Annotated in this window: 22 protein-coding genes and 1 pseudogene; 13 read left to right on the plus strand and 10 right to left on the minus strand. The window is 68.1% G+C overall.

Annotated elements, in window-relative coordinates:
* Positions 1-33: 33 nt before the first annotated feature.
* Positions 34-516 carry a DUF4019 domain-containing protein gene (locus tag PW734_08775; GenBank protein MDE1171283.1) on the plus strand — a complete coding sequence of 161 codons (483 nt, stop codon included), beginning with the start codon at positions 34-36 and terminating at the stop codon, positions 514-516.
* 89 nt (positions 517-605) lie between these two features.
* Here PW734_08775 and secA read toward each other — a convergent pair whose 3' ends face one another.
* The 3 genes from secA to PW734_08790 are packed head-to-tail and all read right to left on the minus strand — an operon-like array spanning position 606 to position 5,391.
* Positions 606-3,581 carry a preprotein translocase subunit SecA gene (gene secA, locus PW734_08780; GenBank protein MDE1171284.1) on the minus strand — a complete coding sequence of 992 codons (2,976 nt, stop codon included), beginning with the start codon at positions 3,579-3,581 and terminating at the stop codon, positions 606-608.
* A 48-nt stretch (positions 3,582-3,629) separates the two neighbouring features.
* Positions 3,630-4,289 (minus strand): SGNH/GDSL hydrolase family protein, encoded by a 660-nt coding sequence (locus PW734_08785; GenBank protein ID MDE1171285.1) that lies wholly within the window; start codon positions 4,287-4,289, stop codon positions 3,630-3,632.
* Between the two features lies 1 nt (position 4,290).
* A complete protein-coding gene (locus tag PW734_08790; GenBank protein ID MDE1171286.1) occupies positions 4,291-5,391 on the minus strand; it encodes a trypsin-like peptidase domain-containing protein in 1,101 nt (366 codons plus the stop codon).
* Between the two features lie 11 nt (positions 5,392-5,402).
* Here PW734_08790 and PW734_08795 point away from each other — a divergent pair, with 11 nt between their 5' ends.
* The 6 genes and pseudogenes from PW734_08795 (at position 5,403) to PW734_08820 (ending at position 10,992) form a co-directional block, all read left to right on the plus strand.
* Entirely contained in the window at positions 5,403-6,656 is a 1,254-nt protein-coding gene (locus PW734_08795) for a DUF2851 family protein (protein ID MDE1171287.1), read from the plus strand.
* Positions 6,657-6,698: 42 nt separating this feature from the next.
* Complete coding sequence (locus PW734_08800) at positions 6,699-7,250, plus strand: hypothetical protein (protein ID MDE1171288.1); 552 nt, start codon at positions 6,699-6,701, stop codon at positions 7,248-7,250.
* A gap of 44 nt (positions 7,251-7,294) precedes the next feature.
* A pseudogene (locus PW734_08805) lies at positions 7,295-8,164 on the plus strand (RpiB/LacA/LacB family sugar-phosphate isomerase).
* A gap of 48 nt (positions 8,165-8,212) precedes the next feature.
* The gene (locus tag PW734_08810) at positions 8,213-9,484 is read left to right on the plus strand and encodes a serine hydroxymethyltransferase (protein ID MDE1171289.1); all 1,272 of its coding nucleotides are present in this window, start codon (positions 8,213-8,215) and stop codon (positions 9,482-9,484) included.
* A 12-nt stretch (positions 9,485-9,496) separates the two neighbouring features.
* Positions 9,497-10,366, plus strand: a complete 870-nt coding sequence (locus PW734_08815; protein ID MDE1171290.1) for a DMT family transporter — start codon at positions 9,497-9,499, stop codon at positions 10,364-10,366.
* 86 nt (positions 10,367-10,452) lie between these two features.
* Entirely contained in the window at positions 10,453-10,992 is a 540-nt protein-coding gene (locus PW734_08820) for a hypothetical protein (GenBank protein MDE1171291.1), read from the plus strand.
* Between the two features lie 9 nt (positions 10,993-11,001).
* On the opposite strand, the gene ispD is transcribed toward PW734_08820, so the two are convergent.
* From ispD to lexA, 7 genes are all read right to left on the minus strand, one after another.
* A complete protein-coding gene (gene ispD, locus PW734_08825; GenBank protein MDE1171292.1) occupies positions 11,002-11,967 on the minus strand; it encodes a 2-C-methyl-D-erythritol 4-phosphate cytidylyltransferase in 966 nt (321 codons plus the stop codon).
* 2 nt (positions 11,968-11,969) lie between these two features.
* Positions 11,970-12,695 (minus strand): MlaD family protein, encoded by a 726-nt coding sequence (locus PW734_08830; protein ID MDE1171293.1) that lies wholly within the window; start codon positions 12,693-12,695, stop codon positions 11,970-11,972.
* A gap of 14 nt (positions 12,696-12,709) precedes the next feature.
* Entirely contained in the window at positions 12,710-13,474 is a 765-nt protein-coding gene (locus tag PW734_08835) for an ATP-binding cassette domain-containing protein (protein MDE1171294.1), read from the minus strand.
* Entirely contained in the window at positions 13,471-14,262 is a 792-nt protein-coding gene (locus PW734_08840; protein ID MDE1171295.1) for an ABC transporter permease, read from the minus strand. Before PW734_08840 ends, PW734_08835 begins: the two co-directional genes overlap by 4 nt.
* Before the next feature lie 144 nt (positions 14,263-14,406).
* Positions 14,407-16,926, minus strand: coding sequence for an ATP-dependent Clp protease ATP-binding subunit (locus PW734_08845; GenBank protein ID MDE1171296.1), 2,520 nt, complete (start codon positions 16,924-16,926; stop codon positions 14,407-14,409).
* A gap of 9 nt (positions 16,927-16,935) precedes the next feature.
* On the minus strand, positions 16,936-18,054 hold the full coding sequence (locus tag PW734_08850) for a protein arginine kinase (protein MDE1171297.1): 1,119 nt from the start codon (positions 18,052-18,054) through the stop codon (positions 16,936-16,938).
* Positions 18,055-18,195: 141 nt separating this feature from the next.
* On the minus strand, positions 18,196-18,822 hold the full coding sequence (lexA, locus tag PW734_08855) for a transcriptional repressor LexA (GenBank protein ID MDE1171298.1): 627 nt from the start codon (positions 18,820-18,822) through the stop codon (positions 18,196-18,198).
* Between the two features lie 65 nt (positions 18,823-18,887).
* Here lexA and PW734_08860 point away from each other — a divergent pair, with 65 nt between their 5' ends.
* The 6 genes from PW734_08860 to PW734_08885 are packed head-to-tail and all read left to right on the plus strand — an operon-like array spanning position 18,888 to position 22,627.
* A complete protein-coding gene (locus PW734_08860; protein MDE1171299.1) occupies positions 18,888-19,652 on the plus strand; it encodes a hypothetical protein in 765 nt (254 codons plus the stop codon).
* Positions 19,653-19,656: 4 nt separating this feature from the next.
* The gene (locus tag PW734_08865) at positions 19,657-20,100 is read left to right on the plus strand and encodes a DCC1-like thiol-disulfide oxidoreductase family protein (protein ID MDE1171300.1); all 444 of its coding nucleotides are present in this window, start codon (positions 19,657-19,659) and stop codon (positions 20,098-20,100) included.
* Between the two features lie 28 nt (positions 20,101-20,128).
* On the plus strand, positions 20,129-20,554 hold the full coding sequence (locus PW734_08870) for a hypothetical protein (protein MDE1171301.1): 426 nt from the start codon (positions 20,129-20,131) through the stop codon (positions 20,552-20,554).
* 43 nt (positions 20,555-20,597) lie between these two features.
* Positions 20,598-20,969, plus strand: coding sequence for a dUTPase (locus PW734_08875; GenBank protein ID MDE1171302.1), 372 nt, complete (start codon positions 20,598-20,600; stop codon positions 20,967-20,969).
* A 15-nt stretch (positions 20,970-20,984) separates the two neighbouring features.
* Positions 20,985-21,746 carry a TlyA family RNA methyltransferase gene (locus tag PW734_08880; GenBank protein ID MDE1171303.1) on the plus strand — a complete coding sequence of 254 codons (762 nt, stop codon included), beginning with the start codon at positions 20,985-20,987 and terminating at the stop codon, positions 21,744-21,746.
* Positions 21,743-22,627 (plus strand): NAD(+)/NADH kinase, encoded by an 885-nt coding sequence (locus PW734_08885; GenBank protein MDE1171304.1) that lies wholly within the window; start codon positions 21,743-21,745, stop codon positions 22,625-22,627. Before PW734_08880 ends, PW734_08885 begins: the two co-directional genes overlap by 4 nt.
* Positions 22,628-22,684 lie beyond the last annotated feature (57 nt).

Genomic DNA, 22,684 nt, shown 5'->3' on the forward strand with positions numbered 1-22,684 from the left:
GTCCCCGGAACGACGATGAATCCCGCCAGGCGCATGAGACTCTTCTCCCTCGGGGCCCTCGCGTCCTTCGCGCTTTCCGCCTTTTTCGTTCCCTCCTGCGCCACCCTTCACGCCCAGGGGGCGATGCCCGGCATGGGCCAGGGCGGCGGCCAGGAAAAGGGAGCGGCCCTCTCCGCCATGGGGCCGTGGCTGGCGGAGCTGGACGCCGCCTCCTACGCCCAGGCCTGGAAGGACGCGGGCAGGACGCTCCAGCAAAAAGCCCCCGCCGAGGATTGGGTGCGGACCATGCGGGCGACGCGCACCCCCTTCGGCCCGTGCCAGCGCCGGGAGCTGCTTTCCGCCTTCGGCCAGCCGGTGCCGCCCGGACCGGGCTCCGGCAGCCAGGGGGGCTATTTCGTCATCGCCCAGTTCGATTCCTTCTTCCCCGGCAAGCACGCTGTGGAGAACGTCGTCTTCGAGAAGCAGCCGGACGGCAGCTACAAGGCGGCGGGCTACACGATTCAGCCGAAGGGCTAGGCCGTGTGCTAACGAACCGGAAGGGGGCAATCCTCCGGGCCGGGGTTCGTTGATCCTCCCCCGCCGGTTTTTCTGCGCGTCGCTTCAGCCTACAGCTTGATGCAGCCGTTCTCGCCCAGCTTCCCGCAGCAGTTCTTGAACTTCTTGGTCGGGTCGATGGGGCAGGGGTCGTTGCGGCCCAGCTTGGGGCCGCTGCGGCGGATGGGGAGGACCATCTCGCTCTCCCTTTCGGCGGGCGTCGCGTCGGCCACGGGGGTGGCCTCGGAGGCGGGGAGCCGGTCGGGGGCGGCGATGGGGTTCTGGTCCTTCGTCAGCCGGTGGGGCAGGGCGGAGAGGAACCGCTCGAAGGCGGTGAGGCTGGCGGCGGAGCGGAAGAGGTTGTGGGCGATCTCCTGCTTGATGCGCTCCATCAGCTCCTCGAACATGCCGAAGGCTTCCTTCTTGTACTCGATGAGCGGGTCCTTCTGGCTGTAGGCGCGCAGGCCGACGCTGGTGCGCAGGCCGTCCATGGCGTAGAGGTGCTCCTGCCACAGGCGGTCGATGGCGGAGAGGGCGATGTAGCGCTCGATGGAGTCGATGGCGGAGGGGTCCTCGAACTTCACCTTCAGCTCGTAGGCGGCGCGGATGCGGGCCAGGGCGTCTTCCCCGGCCTTGATCGCGTCGGCGGTGTCGATGTCTTCCCGGCGCAGGCCCAGGGGGAAGGTGCTGTTGAGCCAGGAGAGGTAGCCTTCCGGATCGGGCTCCGGGCTGTTCAGGCGGGAGCGGGCCTGGTCCTCGACGACTTCCGTGACGACCTCGAAGACCTCTTCCCGCGGGTTCTCGCTGGAGAGGATCTGGTTGCGGAAGCCGTAGACGACGTCCCGCTGCATGTTCATGACGTCGTCGTATTGGAGGGTGTGCTTGCGGATGAGGTAGTTGCGCTCCTCGACGCGCTTCTGGGCCGTCTCCACCGCGCGGTTGAGCCAGGGGTGTTGGAGCTCCTCGTCGTCCTTCATGCCCAGCTTGGTCATGAGGTCGGAGATGCGGCGGGAGTCGCCGAAGTTGCGCATCAGGTCGTCCTCGAAGGAGATGTAGAAGGCGGAGCCGCCCGGGTCGCCCTGGCGGGCGCAGCGGCCGCGCAGCTGGCGGTCGATGCGGCGCGCCTCGTTCCGCTCCGTGGAGAGGACGCAGAGGCCGCCCAGCTCGGCCACGCCGGGGCCCAGCTTGATGTCGGTGCCGCGGCCGGCCATGTTCGTGGAGATGGTGACGGCGCCGCGCTGGCCCGCGCGGGAGACGATCTCCGCCTCCTGCTGGTGGTATTTGGCGTTCAGGACGGTGTGGGGGACGCCTTCCCGCTTGAGCATGCGGGAGAGCAGCTCGGACGATTCCACGGAGATGGTGCCGACCAGGACGGGCTGTCCCTTCTGGTGCAGGGCGCCGATCTCCTTGACGATGGCGGCGTATTTGGCGCGGCGGGTCTTGTAGATGGTGTCGTGCTTGTCCACGCGGGCGTTGGGCCGGTGGGTGGGGATGACGACGACGTCGAGCTTGTAGATGTCGTGGAACTCGTTGACCTCCGTCTCCGCCGTGCCGGTCATGCCCGCCAGCTTTCCGTAGAGGCGGAAGTAGTTCTGGATGGTGATGGTGGCCAGGGTCTGGCTCTCCCGGTCGATCTGGACGCCCTCCTTCGCCTCGACGGCCTGGTGGAGGCCGTCGCTCCAACGGCGGCCCGGCATCATGCGGCCGGTGTGCTCGTCGACGATGACGACCTTGTTCTCCTGGACGACGTAGTGGACGTCCTTCTCGTACAGGCAGTAGGCGCGCAGGAGCTGGGAGATGTGGTGGATGCGCTCGCTGGTCTCCTCGTAGCGGTGCTGTTCCTCCTGGCGCTTCCGTTCGCGCTCCTCGGGGGAGAGGGCGCCGTCGCTGTCGATCTCGTGGAAGCGGGTGATGAGGTCGGGCGGATTGAAGTAGTGCGGGTCGTTCGGGGAGAGGAAGAGGCGGCCCCGCTCGGAGAGGTCGGCCTCGTGGTTGCGCTCGTCCATGGAGAAGAGCAGCTCTTCCTTGAGGGCGTAGAGCTCCGTGCGGCGGGCATCCTGGTAGAGGGAGAGCTCCGCGTTGTCCATCAGGCGGCGGACTTCCGGTTCCTCGATCAGCTTCATCAGCTGCTTGTTGGAGGGCATGCCCACCTTGATCTTGAAGAGGATGCGGCCGACTTCCGGCCCGGCGTTGCCGGCGGCGATGGCCTTCTGCGCCTCGTCGGCCAGGCGGGCCAGCTCGACGGCCTGCGTCTGGACCAGGCGGGCGACGGGGCCCTTGTACTTCTCGTAGCTGGCGGCGTGGGAGACGGTGGCCGGGCCGGAGATGATGAGGGGGGTGCGGGCCTCGTCGATGAGGATGCTGTCCACCTCGTCGACGATGGCGTAGGCGTGGCCGCGCTGGACCTGGTCTTCCTTGCGGGTGGCCATGCCGTTGTCCCGCAGGTAGTCGAAGCCCATCTCGCTGTTCACGCCGTAGGTGATGTCGGCGGCGTATTGGGCGCGGCGCTCCTGGGGGGGCTGGTCGTGCTGGATGCAGCCGACGGTCAGGCCCAGGAAGCGGTAGATCTCGCCCACCCACTCGCTGTCGCGGGCGGCCAGGTAGTCGTTGACCGTCACCACGTGGACGCCGTGGCCGGTGAGGGCGTTGAGGTAGGCGGGCAGGGTGGCGACGAGGGTCTTGCCCTCGCCGGTGGCCATTTCCGCGATGCGGCCGGAGTGGAGGACCATGCCGCCGATCAGCTGCACGTCAAAGGGGATCATTTCCCACGCCAGCTCGTGCCCGCGGACCTTCACGCGGCGCTTGGCCTCGGTGAAGCGGCGGCAGGCGCTCTTCACGGCGGCGAAGGCCTCCGGCAGGAGGTCGTCCAGGGATTCGCCGCGCTTCAGGCGCTCCTTGAATTCCAGGGTCTTGGCCTGGAGCTGCTCGTCGGAGAGGGAGCGGTAGCCTTCCTCGATCTGGTTGATCTTCTGGACGACGGGCCAGAGCTTCTTCACCTCGCGCTGGTTCTTGGAGCCGAGGACTTTCTTAACGATCCATTTGATCATGGGAGGGGGCAATCTAGGGCCCTTTTGGGGGCCTAAACAACATGAAAACTAGGCCCACTCGAACCCGAGCGCCTCCAGGAAGGCGCGGGCGATGAGCAGGTGGCCGGTCTGGTTGGGATGGATGCGGTCCCATGCCAAGGTGGCGGGGTGGAGGTGTTTGAGAGCCGGGGCGAAGGCGGCTTGGGTGTCGACGAAGACGGCGCGGTGGCGGGCGGCGAGCTTCTTCACCACGGCGCCGTAGCGGTCCATGAGGGCGCGCATCGGCTCTTTGGGATTGGGCTCGATGAAGAAGGGGGCGGCCAGGATGAGGCCGCCCTTCAGCCGGGGCTTGGTCTTGCGGATGAGGGCGTCGAGGGTCTTTTCGTATTCGGCCAGGAGGACGTGGGTCTCCGTCCGCTTTGGGCTGTCGAACTGCCGCCAGACGTCGTTGATCCCGATCAAAATGGAGAGCCAGTCGGGCCGGTGGGCCAGGACGTCGGCCTCCCAGCGGGCCTTCAGGTCGCGGACGGTGTTCCCGCTGACGCCCATGTTGAGGACGCGGATCTTGTCGGCGGGGCGGTAGGCGCCGAGGGTGGCGTCGATCAGCGCCACGTAGCCGCGGCCCAGCTCGTCGCCGGGCCCCTCCGCGTAGGGGCGGGCGCGCTGCGCGTCGGTCGTCGACGCGCCGATGAAGAGGACCTTGCTGCCGGGGCGGATGCGGAAGTGCATCTTAGCGCGCTTTCAGGGTCACCGCTTGGCTGTTGCGCAGGACGAAGGCGCCCTGCCGCTTCACGGTGGCGATGGTGAAGGAGACGGAATCGCCCGGCTTCACGCCGCGCAGCTGGCGGGGCAGGGAATCGGTGTCCACGATCGGCACGGTGCCGACCTGCACCAGCAGGACGCCCGTGGGGATGCCCACGGCGGCGGCGGGGCTGCCCTTCACGACGTCGGAAACCAAAAGGCCGCTGGTGCTGGGCAGGCCGAAGGCCTCCGCCAGCTCCGGCGTGACGGCCTGGAGCCCCAGGCCGAAGCGGTCCCGCACGATGTCGGTCAGGGGGACGGGTTTCGGAGCGGGCTTTTCCCCCTTGGCGATGGCGATGGCGTCGGCCGCCCAGGCGCCGACCTTGGCGCCGGGAATGGCGAAGCCGATCGACTCGATCCCCGCGCCGGTCGTCTTGGCATTGGAGAGGCCGACGAATTTTCCCTCGATGTCGACGAGCGCGCCGCCGCTGTTGCCGGGGTTGATGGCGGCGTCGGTCTGGAGGAGGCCCTCGATGGGCCCGTCGGACGTTTCGACCCGGCGCTCCTTGGCGCTGAGGATGCCGGAGGAGACGCTGCTCTGGTAGCCGATGGGGTCGCCGATGGCGACGACGGTTTCCCCCAGCAGGTTCGGGGAGAGGTCGGCGGGGGCCAGGCTCAGGTAGGGGAGGGGCTTCTTGGCGTCGACCTTGAGGAGGGCCAGGTCGGCGTCCTCGTCGGCGTCCAGGAGCTGCGCGGGCAGGCTGGTGCCGTCGGTCAGGACCACCTTGATCTTCCCCTTGTCGTCGGCGCGGCCGACGATGTGGGCGCAGGTGACGATGTAGCCGTCCGGGGAAATGAGGACGCCGGAGCCGAGGGTGGAGAGCTTCTGCCGCACGTTGTAGTAGCGGCCGAAGAACTGGTCGAACGGGTCGGCGACCTGCCGCTGCACGACGCGCTCGCTGTAGATGTTCACCACGGCGGGGCGGGTTTTTTCCACGACCTTGACCAGGGGCTCGTCGGCGGGGGTGAGGGCGTGGGCCTGGGGGAGGAAAAAGAGGGTCGCCAGGACGGCGGCGATTCGTAGTTTCATGGGGAAGTTCCATGGAAGCAGATTTGGCCGCCCGATACCAGACCGTCCGCGCCGCCGCCCCCGCCCGGCCCGACGCGGCGGGGCTCCTGGCCCTCTGGCTCGACCAGTTCACCGCCCGCCCCCTGCGGGACGAGGCCGGGCGCGCGTGGACCGTCGTCCAGCCCGGCGTGCCGGAGAGCACGGGCGGGCTGCGGCTGGCGGAGGCCGTCCTGCGTGCGGAGGACGGGGAGCTCCGCTCCGGCCCGGTGACCGTCGGCGGCGCCGCCCCCGCGATCGACCTTCTGGCCGTGGTGTGGGAGCCGGGGGAAGTTTCCGGCCCGCACGTGGCCCTGCGGGACCAATTGGCCGCGCCGTGGCCGGAGCTGGCCCCGCTGTTGGAAACGCCCGCTCCCGATTTTTCCGGGGGGTCCGCTCTCTCCGTCGCCGAGCCCCTGCCGCTGGTCCGCGCGGCGGGCCTCTTCCGCCTGCGGCGGAAGGCGCGGCGGCTGAAACTGCGCCGCCGGGCCGTGGGCCTGCGCCAGCTGTTGTGGGAGGAGCTGGCCGGGGCCCTGGGCTACCACCGGAACCAGGCCCCTTTCCGCCACCTGGCCCGGCGGCTGCCCGCCTCCCTCCTGGAACCGCTGGAGGCGGGGGACCGGGCGGGCCTTCTCTTCGGCGTCGCCGGGCTCCTGCCGGAGGGGGACCTGCGCGCTTTGCCCGCGCCCGCGCAGGACGCGGCGCGCATTTTATGGGACCGCTGGTGGAAAGCCCGCGCGGCCTTCGACTACGCCGTGCTTCCCGCCTCCAGCTGGAGCCGGACGCAGATCCGCCCCGCCAACCGCCCGGAGCGGCGGCTTGCCGCGCTGGCCGTCCTGCTGCCCCATTTGGACCGGTTGGAGCGGGCGGTCGCCCGGCGGGACGCCGCCGCCTTCGCCCGCGTCTGCGCGGAGGCCCACGACCCGTTCTGGAGCCGCCACGCCGCCTGGAAGGGAAAGCCCGCGCCGAAGCCGCTCCTCTTGGTCGGCGCGGAGCGGCTCGACGACCTGGTCCACAACCTCTTTTGGCCCCTCGTCGCCCAGGAGGATCCGGATGCCGCCGCGGCGGCCTTGGAAGCCCTCCCGGCGGCGGAAAGCCGCCCGGCCCGCCAGGTGCGGGAGCTTCTCTTTGGTGATGCCCCGGCCCGGCCCCTGCGGCGGGCCCTCTTTCAGCAGGGCCTTTTGGAACTGCGGCGGGACGCCCCCGGCGCGAAGGCGCTGGAACGGCTGGCGGGGCGCTTTGCCTCTTGAAATGCCTCTGCGGGGCGGCAAACTGGAGCTTCCTTCCCGTCGATGAAGCGTGCGGCCTTTTCCCTCTTTTCCTGGGCGTTCCTGGGGTTTTCCGCCTGGGCTGCGCCCGCGACCCTGGCCGGGCTTACCCTGGCCGTCCCCGCCGGATGGGCGGGCTACGCCTCCACGACGCCCAACTGCCTGGCCGAGTGGGAGGCCGACGGCGACGTCACCGTCTCCGCCTATTATTTCGGCAGCGCCCATGCCGAGCTGCCCGAAAAGACGCTGGGCCGCTGGGCCAGCACCATGACCACGCCGGAGGGCAACGCCGTCCCCGGCCGCATCAGCACCCGCAAACTGGGACAGGGGAAAGACACGGTCACCGCCACCGAGATCGACCTCTACGGCACTTACCGCGATCCCTTGGGCGGCCCCGCCCCCGGCCTGCCCGCGCTGCCCCGGCCCGGCCAGGGCCTTTTGGGCGCGGTCCTCGATTACCCGGGCGGCCCGCTTTATCTTTGCGTGACCGGCCCGGAAGAGGCCGTCCGGGCCCAGGAACGGGCCTTCTCCCGCATGGTCGACGGGGCGCATCGTGGGCAAAAGGAGATGCCCTAAACGGTTGCGGCGTGGCGGGTTGCGGCTAGCTTAAGGATTCCCGGATGAAACAGGTCCTTTTTATTTGTACCGGCAACATCTGCCGGAGCCCGATGGCCGAGGGGCTCTTCCGGGACCTGGTGAAGGGGCGCAAGGACATCCAGGTGGGCTCGGCCGGGATCGGCGCCATCTCCGGCCAGCCGCCCAGCCTCCACTCCGTCGAGGTGATGGAGGAGCTGGGCATCGACATCAGCCGCATCCGCAGCCGCCCGATCAACGCGGACATGGTCCGCAAGTCCGACTTCATCTTTTGCATGACCTACGGGCACCTCGACTCGATGCTCATGCTCTTCCCGCAGGCGGCGGACAAGATCTACCTGGTGCGGGAGTTCGAGCCCGGCCTGCCCGTCATCGCCCGCGAAGTGCCCGACCCCATCGGCTGCCCGCGCGACGTCTACCGCCACGCGCGGGACCAGATCGCCGGGGCGCTTCCCTCCCTCCTCGACTTCGTCCTCCACGCCTCCGCCGGGCCGGAGGAGGCCGTCCCCGGCCGCAAGGTCTTCCTGGCCGCCGATCATGACGGCGTGGCCCTCAAGGAATCCCTGCGGGACTGGTTCCGCCGCCGGGAAATTTCCGTGGAGGACTGCGGCGCCTTTTCCGGCGAGGTGGGCGACTACCGCGACTACGCGGGCCGCGTCGCCCGCGCCGTGGCGGAGGGGGACGCCCTCTGCGGCGTCCTCATCTGTGATTCCGGCCTGGGGCTGAGCATCGCCGCGCACAAGGTGCCCGTCCCCGGGGCCCGCGCCGCCCTCATCGGCGATCCCGCCGCCGCCCGCGCCAGCCGCCGGGACCACGACGCCAACATCCTTTGCCTGGCCGCGCGCGGCACCAAGCCGCAGCGGGCCATCGAAATCCTGGAAGCCTGGTTTGAAGCCGGGTTTGCCGCCAACCTCCCACCCCAACCCCCGAAGACGATTCAGAAAATGGACTCCCTCTCCCCCGCAAAGAACCACCCGCAGCCGCCCTCCCTCCAGCAGGCCGATCCCCAGATCGCCTCCCTCATCGCCAAGGAGGCCGTCCGCCAAGGGGAGAACATCGAGCTGATCGCCTCGGAAAACTTCACCAGCCGCGCCGTCATGGAGGCGCAGGGCTCCTGCCTGACCAACAAGTACGCGGAGGGCTACCCCGGCCGCCGCTGGTACGGCGGCTGCGAATACGTCGACGAGATCGAGCAGCTGGCCATCGACCGTGCCAAGCAGCTCTTCGGCGCGGAATACGTCAACGTCCAGCCCCACTCCGGCTCCCAGACGAACATGGCCGTCTACTTCGCCTTCCTGAAACCCGGGGACACCATCCTGACCATGGACCTCTCCCACGGCGGGCACCTGACCCACGGCCACAAGATGAACTTCTCCGGCCGCTTCTACAACGTGGTCCATTACGGCGTGACGGAGAAGACGGAGACGGTCGACTACGACCACCTGGAAAAGCTGGCCCAGGAACACCGCCCCCGGATGATCACCGCCGGGGCCTCCGCCTACTCCCGCGTCATCGACTTCGCGCGGCTGGGGAAGATCGCCCAGTCCGTCGGCGCGCTGCTCCTGGTCGACATGGCCCACATCGCCGGCCTCGTCGCGGCGGGCGTCCATCCCTCCCCCGTCCCGCACGCCGACTTCGTCACCACCACCACCCACAAGACCCTGCGCGGCCCGCGCGGCGGCATCATCCTGGCCAAGGAAAAGTACGGCAAGGAACTCGACTCCCAGGTCTTCCCCGGCATCCAGGGCGGCCCGCTGGTCCACGTCATCGCCGCCAAGGCCGTCTGCCTGGGCGAGGCCCTGCGGCCCGAGTTCAAGGAATACCAGAAACAGGTCGTCCAGAACGCCAAGGCCCTGTGCGAGGGGATGAAGAAGAACGGCTACCGCATCGTCTCCGGCACCACGGAGAACCACCTGATGCTCGTCGACCTCCGCCCGCACGACCTGACCGGCAAGGACGCGCAGGAAGCCCTGGACCGCGCGGGCATCACCATCAACAAGAACGCCATCCCCTTCGACACCGTTTCCCCCTTCAAGGCCGGCGGCATCCGCCTGGGCACCCCCGCCGTCACCACGCGCGGCATGAAGGCGGACGAGATGTTCGACATCGCCGACCTGATCGACGAGGCGCTCAAGCACCGCGGCCAGCCGGAAAAGCTCGAGGCGATCCGCGTGCAGGTGCGGGACCTCACCGCCCGCTTCCCGCTCCCTTATTAAGCCTGGGTCGGCGTGGCCTTCCTCTCCCTCGTCGTCGCCGTCATCCTTTGGGGCAGTTCCCCCACCGCCATCAAGATGGGCATGGAGGGGGTGGACGGCACCCTCCTGATGCAGCTGCGGCTGGCTGGGGCGGCGCTGATCTGGCTGCCCCTCCTCCTGCGCTCCGGGCGCGGTCTGCCCCGGGGGGCGGCGCCGGCCTTGTTGGGCAGCGCCTTCCTCTCCGTCGCCGGGCCGCTTTGGCTCACCTGCATCGGCCTGCGTTACATCCCGGCCTCTACCGCCTCGATCCTCTTCGGCGTCGGGCCGCTGGCGGCGGTCCTCCTGGGCCATTTCTGCTGGGGAGAGCGGGCCAAGCCGCGGGACTTCCTTTTTTGCGCCTCGATCCTGGCCGGAGTGATGCTGGTCGTCGGCTGGCCGCGCGACTTCCATTTCTGGGGCTGCCTGCTGGTGCTCTTGGCGCAGGTCAGCTTCGTCTGCAGCGTCCACTGGTCGAAACGGATCATGCGCGAGGTTTCCAGCGCGGCCTACACCGCGTGGCTGATGGCTTTCGGCGCGCTGTTGTTCCTCCCCTTCACGCTGGGGACGGTGCGGGCCTGGCACTTCGCCCATCCCTTACGGGACGGCCTGGTCATCGCCTACCTGGCGGCCGGGCCGGGGGCTCTGGCCTACTGGCTTTGGAACCGCGGGGTGCGGGCTCTCCCGGGCGGCGTGGCAGGCCTCTTTCTGGGCCTGGAGCAGGTGACAGGGATCCTCCTGGCCGCCGCCCTCCTGGGAGAACGGCTGGGACCGCGCACTTTTTGGGGCGGCGCCCTGGTGATTGTGCCGATCCTGGCGGGCGCTTTTTATCAGTGGCGGCAGCCTCCGGCGGTCATTCCGGATTAGGTCGTGTTAACGAACCGGAAGGGGGCGCGTTGGCCCTAGCTTTTTCCGGGGCATTTCCGCCGGAAATACCCGAATAATAAGAAGCCATGCAAAAGATCCTCTTCGTCGACACGGGCAACAGCGGCCGGTCCCCCATGGCGGAAGCCCTTTTTCGCCAGCAGCTGGGGAACCGCCTGGATATGGAGGTCTCCTCCGCCGGGACCGCGGTGACCGACGAGAAGGCCTTCCCGCACGCCGTCACCGTGATGCAGGAGCGCGGCGTCGACCTCTCCGGCCACCGTCCCCGCCAGGTCACGGCGAAGATCCTGAAGGAGAGCGACCTGGTCTTCTGCATGACCGAGGGGCACCGCGATTCCCTCAGCCACTATTTCCCGGACGAAGCGCACAAGCTCCGCCTGCTCGGGGAGGCGGTTCCCGGCCTGAAGGCGGAGGCCATGGACGTCAAGGACCCCCATTTCGGTTCCGTCGAGGAATACCGCGCCACCCGCAACGTCCTGCGCGACGCCATGCCCCACGTGGAAGCCGCCGCCGACAAGGCCGGCCTCTACGCCTCCCTGGCCAACGCCGAGTGGATCCGCATGGCGAAGGATTCCCTGCGGGAGATCCTGCGCGACCAGGTCAAATAGGCGGCGCGCCTAGGATTGCGCCGCCGGCGCCTGGTTGGGCGCCTCGATGCTTTGCTGCAGCTCCGCCTTGCGGGCGTAGAGGTCCCGGCTGAAGTTTTGCAGCCGCAGGGTGATCTCATGGCACTTCTGCACGGAATCGGCCAAGCCCGCCACGTGCGCCCGCAGCGGCGACTCGGCCGGGCAGTCAGCCTCCAGGAGATAGGCGAAGCCGAGGATCGAGGTGACCTGGTTGGAGAAATCGTGCGCCATCTTTCGCAGCTCGGTGGCGGCCGCCACGTCGTCCGCCAGGGGAAAGAACTGCGGCAGGCCGATTTCCCAGTCCGCCCGGCGGGTGATCTTCATGTTGACCCCGTCATTCTGCACCAGGGCCACTGGCCTCCCCAGGAACTCGACGGCGGCGGTGTCGTCCGTCACGGATTGCCCGGCCGCCTTCACCGCCGCGTAGGCTTCGGAGAGGAGGGAGCGGGAGAAAATCTGCGGCGTCTGCACCGCCCAGACCTTGGCGCGGTCCAGCGTGCGCGAGACGGTGCCGTCCGGGTTTGCCTCCTTGAGAGTGTCGATGGAGGGGTGGCCGCAGACGGCGGCCCCGTGCTCCCGGGCGGCGGCGAAGACCTTGTCGATCAAGGGCGCGTCCAGGAAGGGGCGCGCGCCGTCCTGGATCATGACGTAGTCCAGGCCGGGGTCGACGGCGGCCAGCCCCGCGGCGACCGAGTCCTGCCGCTCCGCCCCTCCGGGAATGACGCGGATGGGGACGGCGGGATCGGCGGGCAGCAGGGCGGCGACCGCCTCCTCCTTCCCGGCCGAGGTGACCACGACGACCTGCCGCACCTGCGGGGAAGCCAGGATCCGCTCCAGGGTGATCTGGAAGACCGTCTTCCCGAGAACGGGAGTGAAGAGCTTGTCGAATCCGAGGCGGCGGCTGGAACCGGCGGCGGCCAGCACCACGCCCAGGCCGTGACCTTGCGCGGGGGCCATCGCTAGCGGCGCTCCTTGGCGCGCTCCGAGGCGACGTCCGAGTAGAAGAGGATGCCCCGTTCCCGCAGGTTGGAGATGAAGGCGGAGAGGTCGTTGGCCGTCTTGGGATCGCGCAGGAGGCGGCCCACGGTGCCCTTGCCGCTTTGGGCTTCCGCCAGGAGGGAGTCGATGCGGCCCATGGCGGAGCGCATGCTCTTGATGGCCTCCCGCAGGTCGGTCGTCGTCTCCGGAGTCAGCACCTCGTTGTTGAGCTTGGCGGAGATGGAGCGCAGCTCGTTGAGGACGGGCTGGGCCGCGTCCGTCAGGGAGGAAAGGCCCGGCGCGCGCTGGCCTTCCACGCGGTCCCCGTTTTTCAGGTAGGGCGCGTCGGAATCGGGGATGGGGTCGATCTGCACGTTGCGGTCCCCCAGGATGCCGACTTCCGCGATGCTGATGCGCGCGTCGCTGCGGATATGAAGGTTTTTGAAGATTTTCAAGTCCACGGAAACGCCCTGGCCGTCCTGCGCCGGGGAGGGGGCGCTGTTGACGATGCCGATGGGCGCGCCCGCCAACTGGACGTCGGACCCCTTGAGCAGGCCGTCGGCGTTGGGGAAGTGGACGTGGATGGTGTAGGTCTTCGAGATCCCCTGGCCGAAGCGGCCGAAGACGATCACCAGGACGGCGATGACCGCCAGGGCGAGGAGGACGAAGACGCCCACTTTGAATTCAAGGCCTTTGTCGTGTTGCATAATGGATGGGTCGGTTAATTCTCTTCCGCCACGTCGTTCTCATGGGAGACGCCGTGGATGAAGTCCCGGATGACGGGGTCCTGCGATTCCTGCATCTCCTGCGGCGTCAGGCGGCAGTAGATCTTTCCCTGGTGGAGCATGGCGATGCGGTCGCCGATGGTGTAGGCGCTTTTCATGTCGTGGGTGACGATCACCACGGTGGTGCCCTGTTCGTTGGCGGTGCGGAGGATGAGCTTGTCGATGCTGTCGGAAGTCTGGGGGTCGAGGCCGGCGGTGGGCTCGTCGTAAAGGATCAGCCGGGGGCGGCTCATGACGGCGCGGGCCAGGGCCACGCGCTTGCGCATGCCGCCGCTCAGGTCGGAGGGCATCTTTTTTTCCTGCCCTTCCAGGCCGACGAGGGCCAGGGCCTCCGCCACCCGCCGCTTCACCTCGGAGGCGTGCGGGGCCTTGAAGGCGCCGACGCGCTCCGTCAGGGAGAAGCCGACGTTCTCCCCCACCGTCATGGAGTCGAAGAGGGCGCCGTTCTGGAAGACCATGCCCATCTCCTGCCGCAGGGGGATCAGATCCGTCTCCGAAAGGTGGGTCAACTCGGTGTCCCGGTACCAGACCTCGCCGGAGTTCGGCTTGAGGAGGGCGATGAGGTGTTTGAGCAGCACGCTCTTGCCCCCGCCGCTGCGGCCGATGATGACCAGTTTCTCCCCCTCGGCGATCTCCAGGTCGACGCCCTTGAGGATCTGCTGCCGCTTGATGGTCTTGTGCAGGTTTTTGACCCGGATCATGTCTTGGAATGGAACAGGGCGTTGAGAAGGAAGCTGAAGAAGAAGTTGGAGACGAGCACCAGGATGGAGGAGTGGACCGCCGCCTGCGTGGTGGCTTGGCCGACGCCCTCCGCGCCGTGCCCGGCGGTCAGCCCCTTGTGGATGCTCACCAGGGCGATGATCATGCCGAAGAAGAGCGCCTTCGTCAGGCCGATCCAGATGTTCTTTACCAGGGTGAACTTGATCATGTTGTGCATGTAGTAGGTCGGGTCGACCTCCATGACCGGCACGGCCACGATCCAGCTGGCCAGGATGCCGATGGCCATGGCCAGGCCCACCAGGAGCGGCATGGAGAGGACCAGAGCCAGAAAGCGGGGGACGATGAGGTATTGGGTGGGATAGACGGCCAGGGCCCGCAGGGCGTCGAGCTGCTCCGTCAGCTTCATGGTGGAGAGTTCCGCCGCGATGGCCGAGCCGACGCGCCCGGCCACCATCAGCGCGCAGAGGACGGGACCCAGTTCCCGGCACATCGCCACCGCCACGACGGGGCCGGTGGCGGAAGCCATCCCCAGTTCCCGGAACTGGAAGAGAGTCTGCGCGGTGAAGACCGCCCCGGTGAATCCGCCGGTGATGAGGACGACGCCCTGGGAGCGAATGCCGCAGAAGAGGACCTGCCGCAGCAGCTGCCTGCAGCGCAGGGGGTAGGTGAAGAGGGTCTGGACGATTTCCTGGAGGAGAAAGCAAGCGTGGCCCGTCGCCTCGATGAAGGCGATGGTTGCCGCGCCGAATTTGGAGATCAGGTGCGTCACGGAGGGAAACGAAACCTTAATGGCGGTGGGCCTATTAGACAAGGCCCCGTATGGCCCGGAAATGGGGGCCGCCCGTCCCTGAAAAGAAAAAGGGCGGCGGAGTTTCCTCCGCCGCCCTTTCCAAGCCGAACCTTCTTTTATCTTTTAGGAAGGATTCTCCGCCGCCGTGGCGGCGGGCGCGTCGGGGGCGCCGCCGGTGGGCGTGAAGGTGAGGGCGTCGTCGGTGACGTCGACCTCGATGGTCTGGGACTCCTTGAGGGTCCCCTTGAGGAGTTCTTCCGCCAGGGGGTTTTCCAGGTAGCGCTCCACGGCGCGGCGCAGCGGCCGGGCGCCGTATTGCGGGTCGTAGCCCTTCTCGATGAGGAAGTCGGTGGCGGCCTGGCTGAGCTTGAGCGTGAGCTGGCGGCTTTCCAGGCGGCGGCCCACCTTGGCCACCTCCAGGTCGACGATCTGCGTCATGTCCGACTTGTTGAGCGAGCGGAAGACGATGATGTCGTCCAGGCGGTTGAGGAACTCCGGCTTGAAGGTCTTCTTCACCTGCTCGAGCATCCGCTCCTTCATCTGCTCGTAGGTGGCCTCGTCCTTGTTGGAGGTGAAGCCGAGCGACCCCTTGTTGAAGCCGGTGTCGGCCCCGACGTTGGAGGTCATGAGGATGATGGTGTTCCGGAAGTCGATCTTGCGGCCCAGGCTGTCGGTGACGATGCCGTCTTCCAGGATCTGCAGGAGCACGTTCCAGACGTCCGGGTGGCCCTTCTCGATCTCGTCGAAGAGGACGACGCTGTAGGGGCGGCGGCGGACTTTCTCCGTGAGCTGGCCGCCCTCCTCGTAGCCGACGTAGCCCGGAGGCGAGCCGATGAGGCGGGAGACGTTGAACTTCTCCATGTACTCGGACATGTCGATCTGGATGAGCGATTCGGAGCTGCCGAAGACGTGCTCCGCCAGGGTCTTGGCCAGCATCGTCTTGCCGACGCCGGTGGGGCCCAGGAAGATGAAGGAGCCGATCGGCCGCTTCGGGTCCTTGAGGTCGGCGCGGGAGCGCTGCAGGGCGCGGCCCAGGGCCACGATCGCCTCGTCCTGGCCGATGACCTTGCCCTTGAGCACGTCGGCGACCTGGAGGAGCTTCTCGCGGTCCTTGGCGGTGACGCGGGAGATGGGCACGCCGGTCCACTTGGAGACGATGTGCATGATGTCGTCCTCGGTCACGCTGACCTCGGCCTCGTCACGCTTCGTGCGCCAGTTGTGGAGGATGGCCTCCAGCTTGTCCTTGGCGTTCTTCTCCTCGTCGCGGAGGGAGGCGGCTTTCTCGAAGTCCTGGGCCTTGATGCAGGCGTCCTTGCGGTTCTTGATCTCCGCCAGCTCGCCCTCGATGTCCTTCACGTCGGGCGGGCGCATGGTGGCGGCGATGCGCGCGCGGGCGCCCGCCTCGTCCATGATGTCGATCGCCTTGTCCGGCAGGAAGCGGCCGGTCAGGTAGCGGTCGGAGAGCTTGGCCGCGGCGACGATGGCCTCGTCGGTGAACTTGGCCTTGTGGTGCGCCTCGTACTTCACCTTCAGGCCCTGGAGGATCTGGATGGTGTCCTCCACGCTGGGGGCCTCCACGGTGACGGTCTGGAAGCGGCGCTCCAGGGCGGAGTCCTTTTCGATGTATTTGCGGTACTCGGCCAGGGTGGTGGCGCCGATGCACTGCAGCTCGCCGCGGGAGAGGGCGGGCTTGATGATGTTGGAGGCGTCCATCGCCCCTTCCGCCGAGCCCGCGCCCACGATGGTGTGCAGCTCGTCGATGAAGAGGATGATGTTCTTGGCCTTGCGGATCTCTTCCATCACGGCCTTGATGCGCTCCTCGAACTGGCCGCGATACTTGGTGCCGGCGACCATGAGGGCGAGGTCGAGGGTGATGACTTTCTTGTCCCGCAGGAGTTCCGGCACGTTGCCGGCGGCGATTTCCTGGGCCAGGCCTTCGACGATGGCGGTCTTGCCGACGCCGGCCTCGCCGATGAGGACGGGGTTGTTCTTCGTGCGGCGGCACAGGACCTGGATGACGCGCTCGATCTCGTTGGAGCGGCCGATGACGGGGTCGAGCTCGCCCTTGCGGGCGACTTCGGTCAGGTCGCGGCCGAAGGACTTGAGCGCGGGGGTCTTGACCTCCTTGCGGGAGCTGGGGCCGGTGGGCTCGCCGCCGCCGGCGGTCTCGCCCGACTCTTCCTCCCCGCCCGATTCCCCGGCGGAGAAGTTGGGGTCGAGTTCCTTTAAGATTTCGTTGCGGGCGCGCTCGAGGTCGATCTCCAGGCTCTTGAGCACGCGGGCGGCGACGCCCTCGCCCTCGCGCAGGAGGCCCAGGAGGACGTGCTCCGTGCCGACGTAGCTGTGGTTGAGCGCCTTGGCTTCCTTACCGGCCAGGGCCAGCACCTTCTTCACGCGGGGCGTGTAGGGGATGTTGCCGGAGACTTTGGATTCCGGGCCGGTGCCGACCTGCTTTTCGACTTCCGAGCGGACGGTCTCCAGGTCGACGCCCATCTTCTGCAGGACGTTGACGGCGACGCCCTGGCCCAGCTTGATGAGGCCCAGGAGCAGGTGCTCCGTGCCGACGTAGTTGTGGTTGAAGCGGTCAGCCTCCTTGCGGGCCAAGGAGAGGACCTGCTGGGCGCGGGGGGTGAAGTTGTTCATGGACATAAATTAAGAGGTGGACTCGGGGGGGGTGATGCCGCCGGCTCCGTTTAAGGTATGGGTGTCGGGCGAGGGAAAGTCACGCAGATGTTCGCGGATGAAGTCGGCGCGCAGGCCGTCCCGTTCCTCGGTGGTGAGCTTGCGGTCGTAGTCCATCTGCAGGTGGGCGGGCTGGGTGCGGATGAGGCACTCGTCGATCTCGAAGCGGCAGGAATCGGGGAAGATTCCCAGGTCGACGCCCAGGCGCATGAGGGAAAGGAGGTTGAGGGCTTCCTTGGAGGAGATGGCGTAGCCGTAGCGCAGGACGCCGTAGGCGCGGCCGACCTGGTCGGCCACGGCGCGGCCCTTTTCCTGCACCAGCTTGGTGCGGGCGTTGTCCTCGTGCTCGATGATCTGGTGGATCACCTTTTGCAGGCGCTCGATGATGGCGGACTCGCCCTCGCCCAGGGTCATCTGGTTGGAGACCTGGAAGAGGTTGCCCAGGGCCTCGGTGCCCTCGCCGTAGAGGCCGCGCACGGCCAGGCCGATGCGGTTGACCGCCTTGATGATCTGGCCGATCTGCTCGGAAAGGACCAGGGCGGGCAGGTGGAGCATGACGGAGGCGCGCATGCCGGTGCCGACGTTGGTCGGGCAGGCCGTCAGGTAGCCGATCTGCGGGGAGAAGGCGAAGTCGAGCTTGGCGTCCAGCTCGCTGTCGATCTTGTCGGCGGCCTTCCAGAGGTTCTTGAGCTGGAGGCCGGCGCGGAAGGTCTGGATGCGGAGGTGGTCCTCCTCGTTGATCATGACGGAGAGGGTGCGGGGCTTGTTCACGGCCAGGCCGCTGCCGGCGTTCTTCGCGGCGTGCTCCCGGCTGATGAGGTGCTGTTCGACGAGGACCTGCTTTTCCAGCGGGGTGAAGTGGTCCATCGAGTCGCTCAGGACGGCGTGGCCCATCTCCGGCAGGGAGAGGACGGCGGGCAGGATGGAGCCGAGGATTTTTTCCCGCTCGGCCTTTTTGGCCCAGCCGGGGAAGGGGTGGCTGTTGAGATTCCGGGCCAGCCGGACGCGGGTGCAGATGACCACGCGGTTGCTCCCGTTATCACCGCGGAGCCACTCGCTGCTCGACTTGAGCAAATTGGCGATCTTCACCTTAAAAACAGTAGGGCTTTTGGGGAGCAATGCAATGGGGAAACCCCTCCATTTATTTACTTAGGCAAGTGACGGCGTTGAGCGCCGGCCGCCGCGTCGGGGAGGGAATCCAAAGGGAAGACCCAGGGTCTTCCCTTTGCATCACACATAGCTGCGGACGACGCCGACGACGACTCCCTGCACGCTCAGTTCCTCGCAAGGCAGGAGGTCGGGGTAGGCGGGGTTTTCCGCCTTCAGGAAATAGGCGCCGCGGCGCTGGAGGAGCCGCTTGAGGGTGCATTCCCCGTCGATCAGCGCGGCGACGATGTCGCCCGGGGTGGCCTGCTTTTTTTCGAGGATGACCAGGTCGCCGTCCTCGATTCCCGCGCCGACCATGCTTTCCCCCTTCACGCGGACGGCGAAGGCCCGGTCCGGGTGGGAGATGCCGACGGTGCTGGGGACGAAGGAGAGGGTCTCGCGCGCGGCGCCCCCGTCGAAGCGGTCCGGGATGCCCGCCGGGATCGACTCGAAGAGGGGGAGTTGGAAGCCGGAAAGGGGGGCGGGCTGGGGCTTTTGCCGCAGGGAAAAGAGCCCCCGGGAGCGGGCTTCCCGCAGGATCATCTTGGCCGCCTCCAGCTTTTCCAGGATGTAGGAGACGGCGCGCGGGCTGGCGAAGCCGCAGTGGGTCTGGATCTCCCGGATGGTCGGCGGGCGGGCGTGGCGCTCGCTGTAATTCTCGATGAAATCGAGCACCATCTGCTGGGAGGCGGTCAGGGGGCGGTCGGCCATATAATACGATTGTATAATAACTTTTCGGCGTGTCAAGGGGGCTCCGAATAGGTGAATTATCTCTTATGCCGGTCCTGCCGCCGCCCCCGCCGCCGCTGCCCAACGTCTGCCTGGGAGAGTCTCACGCCAGCGCCACGCATCTGCGGATCGAGACGGACGCGCTGTCCCGCCTCAAGCCCTGGGGCTACCACATTTTTCTGGCCGAATTGCCCCGGGACGGCCGCGCGGCGGGGGAGCGCTACTTCCGTTCCCCGCGCAGCCGGGGGGATTACGAGCAGTTTCTGGCCGCCCTTGTCGACCTGGCCGATCCGGCGCTGCCCGACACGGCGCGGGAGGAGAAGATCGGCCGCCTGGCCGCCTCGGAAACGATGGCCCACGGCATCGGCCTGACGGTGAAGGCTTACGACGCGGGTTATCAGATCGAATTCGCCGACGTTCCGTCCCGGCAGTGGCTGGGCCCGGCCATGCTGATGAAGGAGCGTAACGAGGCGATCGCCGAGCGGATCGCCGCCTTCGACCGGCAGGGCGTCCTGGCCGTCAACGGCGCCAACCACGTGGCCGACCATGGCGACGGGGCCCGCTCGATCAAGGAAGACCTCCGCGCCGGGGGCCGCGACTGCGAGACTTTCGCCCTCACCATCGGCGGCTGGCGGGCGGACGAGCTGGCGCCCGGCCTGGGCTGGAAGCGCCCCGCCTTCGACCATGAGGCGGCCAGCGCCGACGAGATCCTCTCCGCCCTGGAGCCCAAGCTGCCGCAAAAGATCCCCTTCGCCCGTCCGGGCAGGGCGGCGGTTCCCGCTGGCCGGGGAGGCCGTTCGGTGGAAAAGTAAGGCCATGGCCGCGCCTTCCGACCGTTCCGTCGTCGTCTATTTCGACGGGGTCTGCAACCTCTGCAACGGTTTCGTCGATTTCCTTGTCCGGCGGGACCGCGCCCGCCGCCTCCGCTACGCGCCGCAGCAAGGGCCGACCTACGCCGCCCTCCGCGTCCGCCACCCGGAGCTGCCCCTGCCGGAGAGCGGAGGCCGCTCTACGGAAAACGTGGTCACCGTCGTTACTGAAAATGGGGGGGAGCGGATCTACCACGCCTCCGACGCCGTCCGCGCCGCCCTGGCGGAGCTGCCTGGCGGATGGGGCCTGCTGCGGCTCTTCGGCATCGTCCCGCGCTTTCTCCGGGACGGAGTTTACAAGGTAATCGCGCGGAACCGCTACAAGCTCTTCGGCAAGCGGGAGACCTGCCGCCTTCCGTCGCCGGAGGAAAAGGCGCTTTTCTGGGACTAAGCGGGCGCCGATAGCCGAATTAAGAGGCATGAGCCCCAATGCCTCTCTGAAGGACAAGTCCCCGCGCGGCCTGAGCGGCCGCCTGATCGACTGGGGCGCCGCCCGCCTCGACGAGGTCATCGCCGCCGCCCGCGCCGAGATGCGGGAAGGCCCCGCCCGCCGCCAGGAGGCGAAGGAGACGGACCTGCGTCGCGGCCTCGAGGGCCATCTGGGCAACGTCGTCCGCGCCCGGGAAGGCGTCCTGCGGGAGAGCCACCACCCCGCCCTTTTCGTCCAGGCCAACATCGGCAGCTTGCGCCGCGCCGCCACCCTGGTGGAGCGCGCGCCGGAGCCGCAGCGCGCGGCCCTGATCGACTTCCTGGAGGAAGCTTTTTCCCGCAGCGACGCGCCCGTCCGCGCCACCGCCGCCGGGGCCGTCCTGGCCCTCGTCGAAGACCGCCGCCAGGGCCGCTGACCTCGGCCCTTGTCTAATCGTCGATTGGCTCTAGACAAGGGCGATGGACAAACTCGAAGAAATTTTCCGCCTGCAGGCCGAGCTCAACCTGCGCATCGGCGTGGACACCTCCTCCCTGGACGAGGAGGGGAAGGCCAAGTGGCTCCTCAACTACACCCGCGCCATGAGCCAGGAAATGGCGGAGCTGATCGACAGCGTCCCCTGGAAGTGGTGGGCGAAGTACCAGAAATTCGACGAGCAGAACGCCCGCGTCGAGGTCGTCGACCTCTTCCACTTCCTCGTCTCCATGGCCCAGGTCCTGGGCATGAGCGCGGAGGACATCTACGCCGCCTACCAAAAGAAGCACGCCGTCAACGTGAAGCGGCAGGAGACCGGCTACGCCGTCAAGGACCACGACGATTCCCGCCACGTCTGATCTGATCCGATCCGCGTGAAGAAGATCCGCCTGGACCAGGCCCTGGTGGAGCGCGGCCTCTGCGAATCCCGCGAGAAGGCCCAGCGCGCCATCCTGGCCGGGCAGGTCTGGATCGGCGGCCACCGCGCGGCGAAGGCCTCCCAGCCGGTCCTGCCGGAAACCCCCGTGGAGCTGCGCGCCGGGGAGCGCTACGTCAGCCGCGGCGGGGAAAAGCTGGCCGGGGCGCTGGCCCACTTCGCCATCGCCCCCACAGGCTGGCGCTGCCTGGACGTCGGCGCGTCGACCGGCGGCTTCACCGACTGCCTCCTACAGCACGGCGCGGCGGCCGTCACCGCGCTGGACGTCGGGCGCGGCCAGCTCCACTGGAAACTGCGGCAGGACCCGCGCGTCGACGCGCGGGAGGGGGTCAACGCCCGCGTGCTGGACCCCGCCGTCTTCGGCTCCGGCTACGACCTGGCCGTCCTCGACCTCTCCTTCATCTCCCTGCGGCTGGTCCTGCCCGCCGCCTTCGCCCTCCTGCGGGAGGGGGGCCTTGCCTGCGCCCTCATCAAGCCCCAGTTCGAGGCCGGGCGGAAGCAGGTGGGCAAGGGCGGCATCGTCCGGGACGAGGCCGTGCGGCAGCAGGTCATCGACGGCCTGCGCCGCTGGCGGGAGGAAATCCTGCCCCGCGCGGAGGACCTGGGCGTCGCCCCCTCCGTCCTCAAGGGGACCGACGGGAACCAAGAATATCTTTGGGTCCTGCGGCAATCCGGGGTAAGCTCCCCGCCGTCCGCATGAAGATCGGGGTCGTCGCCAACCGCAGCAAGCCGCAGGTTTCCGCCGTACTGCGGCAGCTCGCCGCCATGGCGGCCGACTACGGCGCCACGCTCCATTTCGAGGCCGCCACCGCCCGCCTGGCCGGGCAGAAGAAGGGCCTGGCCCTTCCGGCCCTCTGCCGGAAGATCGACCTCCTGGTCGTCGTCGGCGGGGACGGCTCCCTCCTGCGCGTCGTCCATGACATCTACCCCAGCCCCGTCCCCATCCTGGGCGTCAACGTGGGCCACCTCGGCTTCCTCACCGCCATCAAGAAGGAGGAAGTCGCCGCCGTCTTCGGCGAGGTCTTCGCCGGGCACCTCCGCTACAGCCCGCGCCGCCCCTTCCGGCTGAAGGTCCATTCCCGCGGCCGCGCCCCCCGCGTCATCCCCTGCGCGCTCAACGACATCGTCGCCAACCGCAGCTCGTCGAGCATGGCCGTCATCCGCGTGGAGGTGGACGGCACCTTCGTCAACGAATACGTGGCCGACGGCCTCGTCGTCTCCACCTCCACCGGCTCCACCGCCTACTCCCTGGCGGCGGGCGGCCCCATCCTTTCCCCGGAATCGTGCGGCATCCTGGTCACCCCCATCTGCCCGCATTCCCTGAGCAACCGCAGCCTCCTCCTGCCCGCGGGCGCGCGGCTGCGCGTCGAGGCCCCGCCCCAGCCCCGGCGGATCGACCTGCAGTATGACGGCGTCGACGGCGGCTCCCTGCGCGCCGGGGATTGGGCGGAGATCGACGTTGCCGAAAAACCTGTCACACTGGCCTTCCTCAAGCACCGGGACTTCTTCCAAATCCTGCGGGAGAAGCTCAAATGGCGCGGCGCCGTCCGGGACGAAATCCCCCAGGAGTCCGCCGCGTAGCCCGGACTGACAGGCGGGCCGCCCTCTTTCCGTCCGCCGGAAAACAACCCCCCTTTT

The organism is Verrucomicrobium sp. (genome assembly GCA_028283855.1).
Lineage (GTDB): Bacteria > Verrucomicrobiota > Verrucomicrobiia > Methylacidiphilales > GAS474 > GAS474.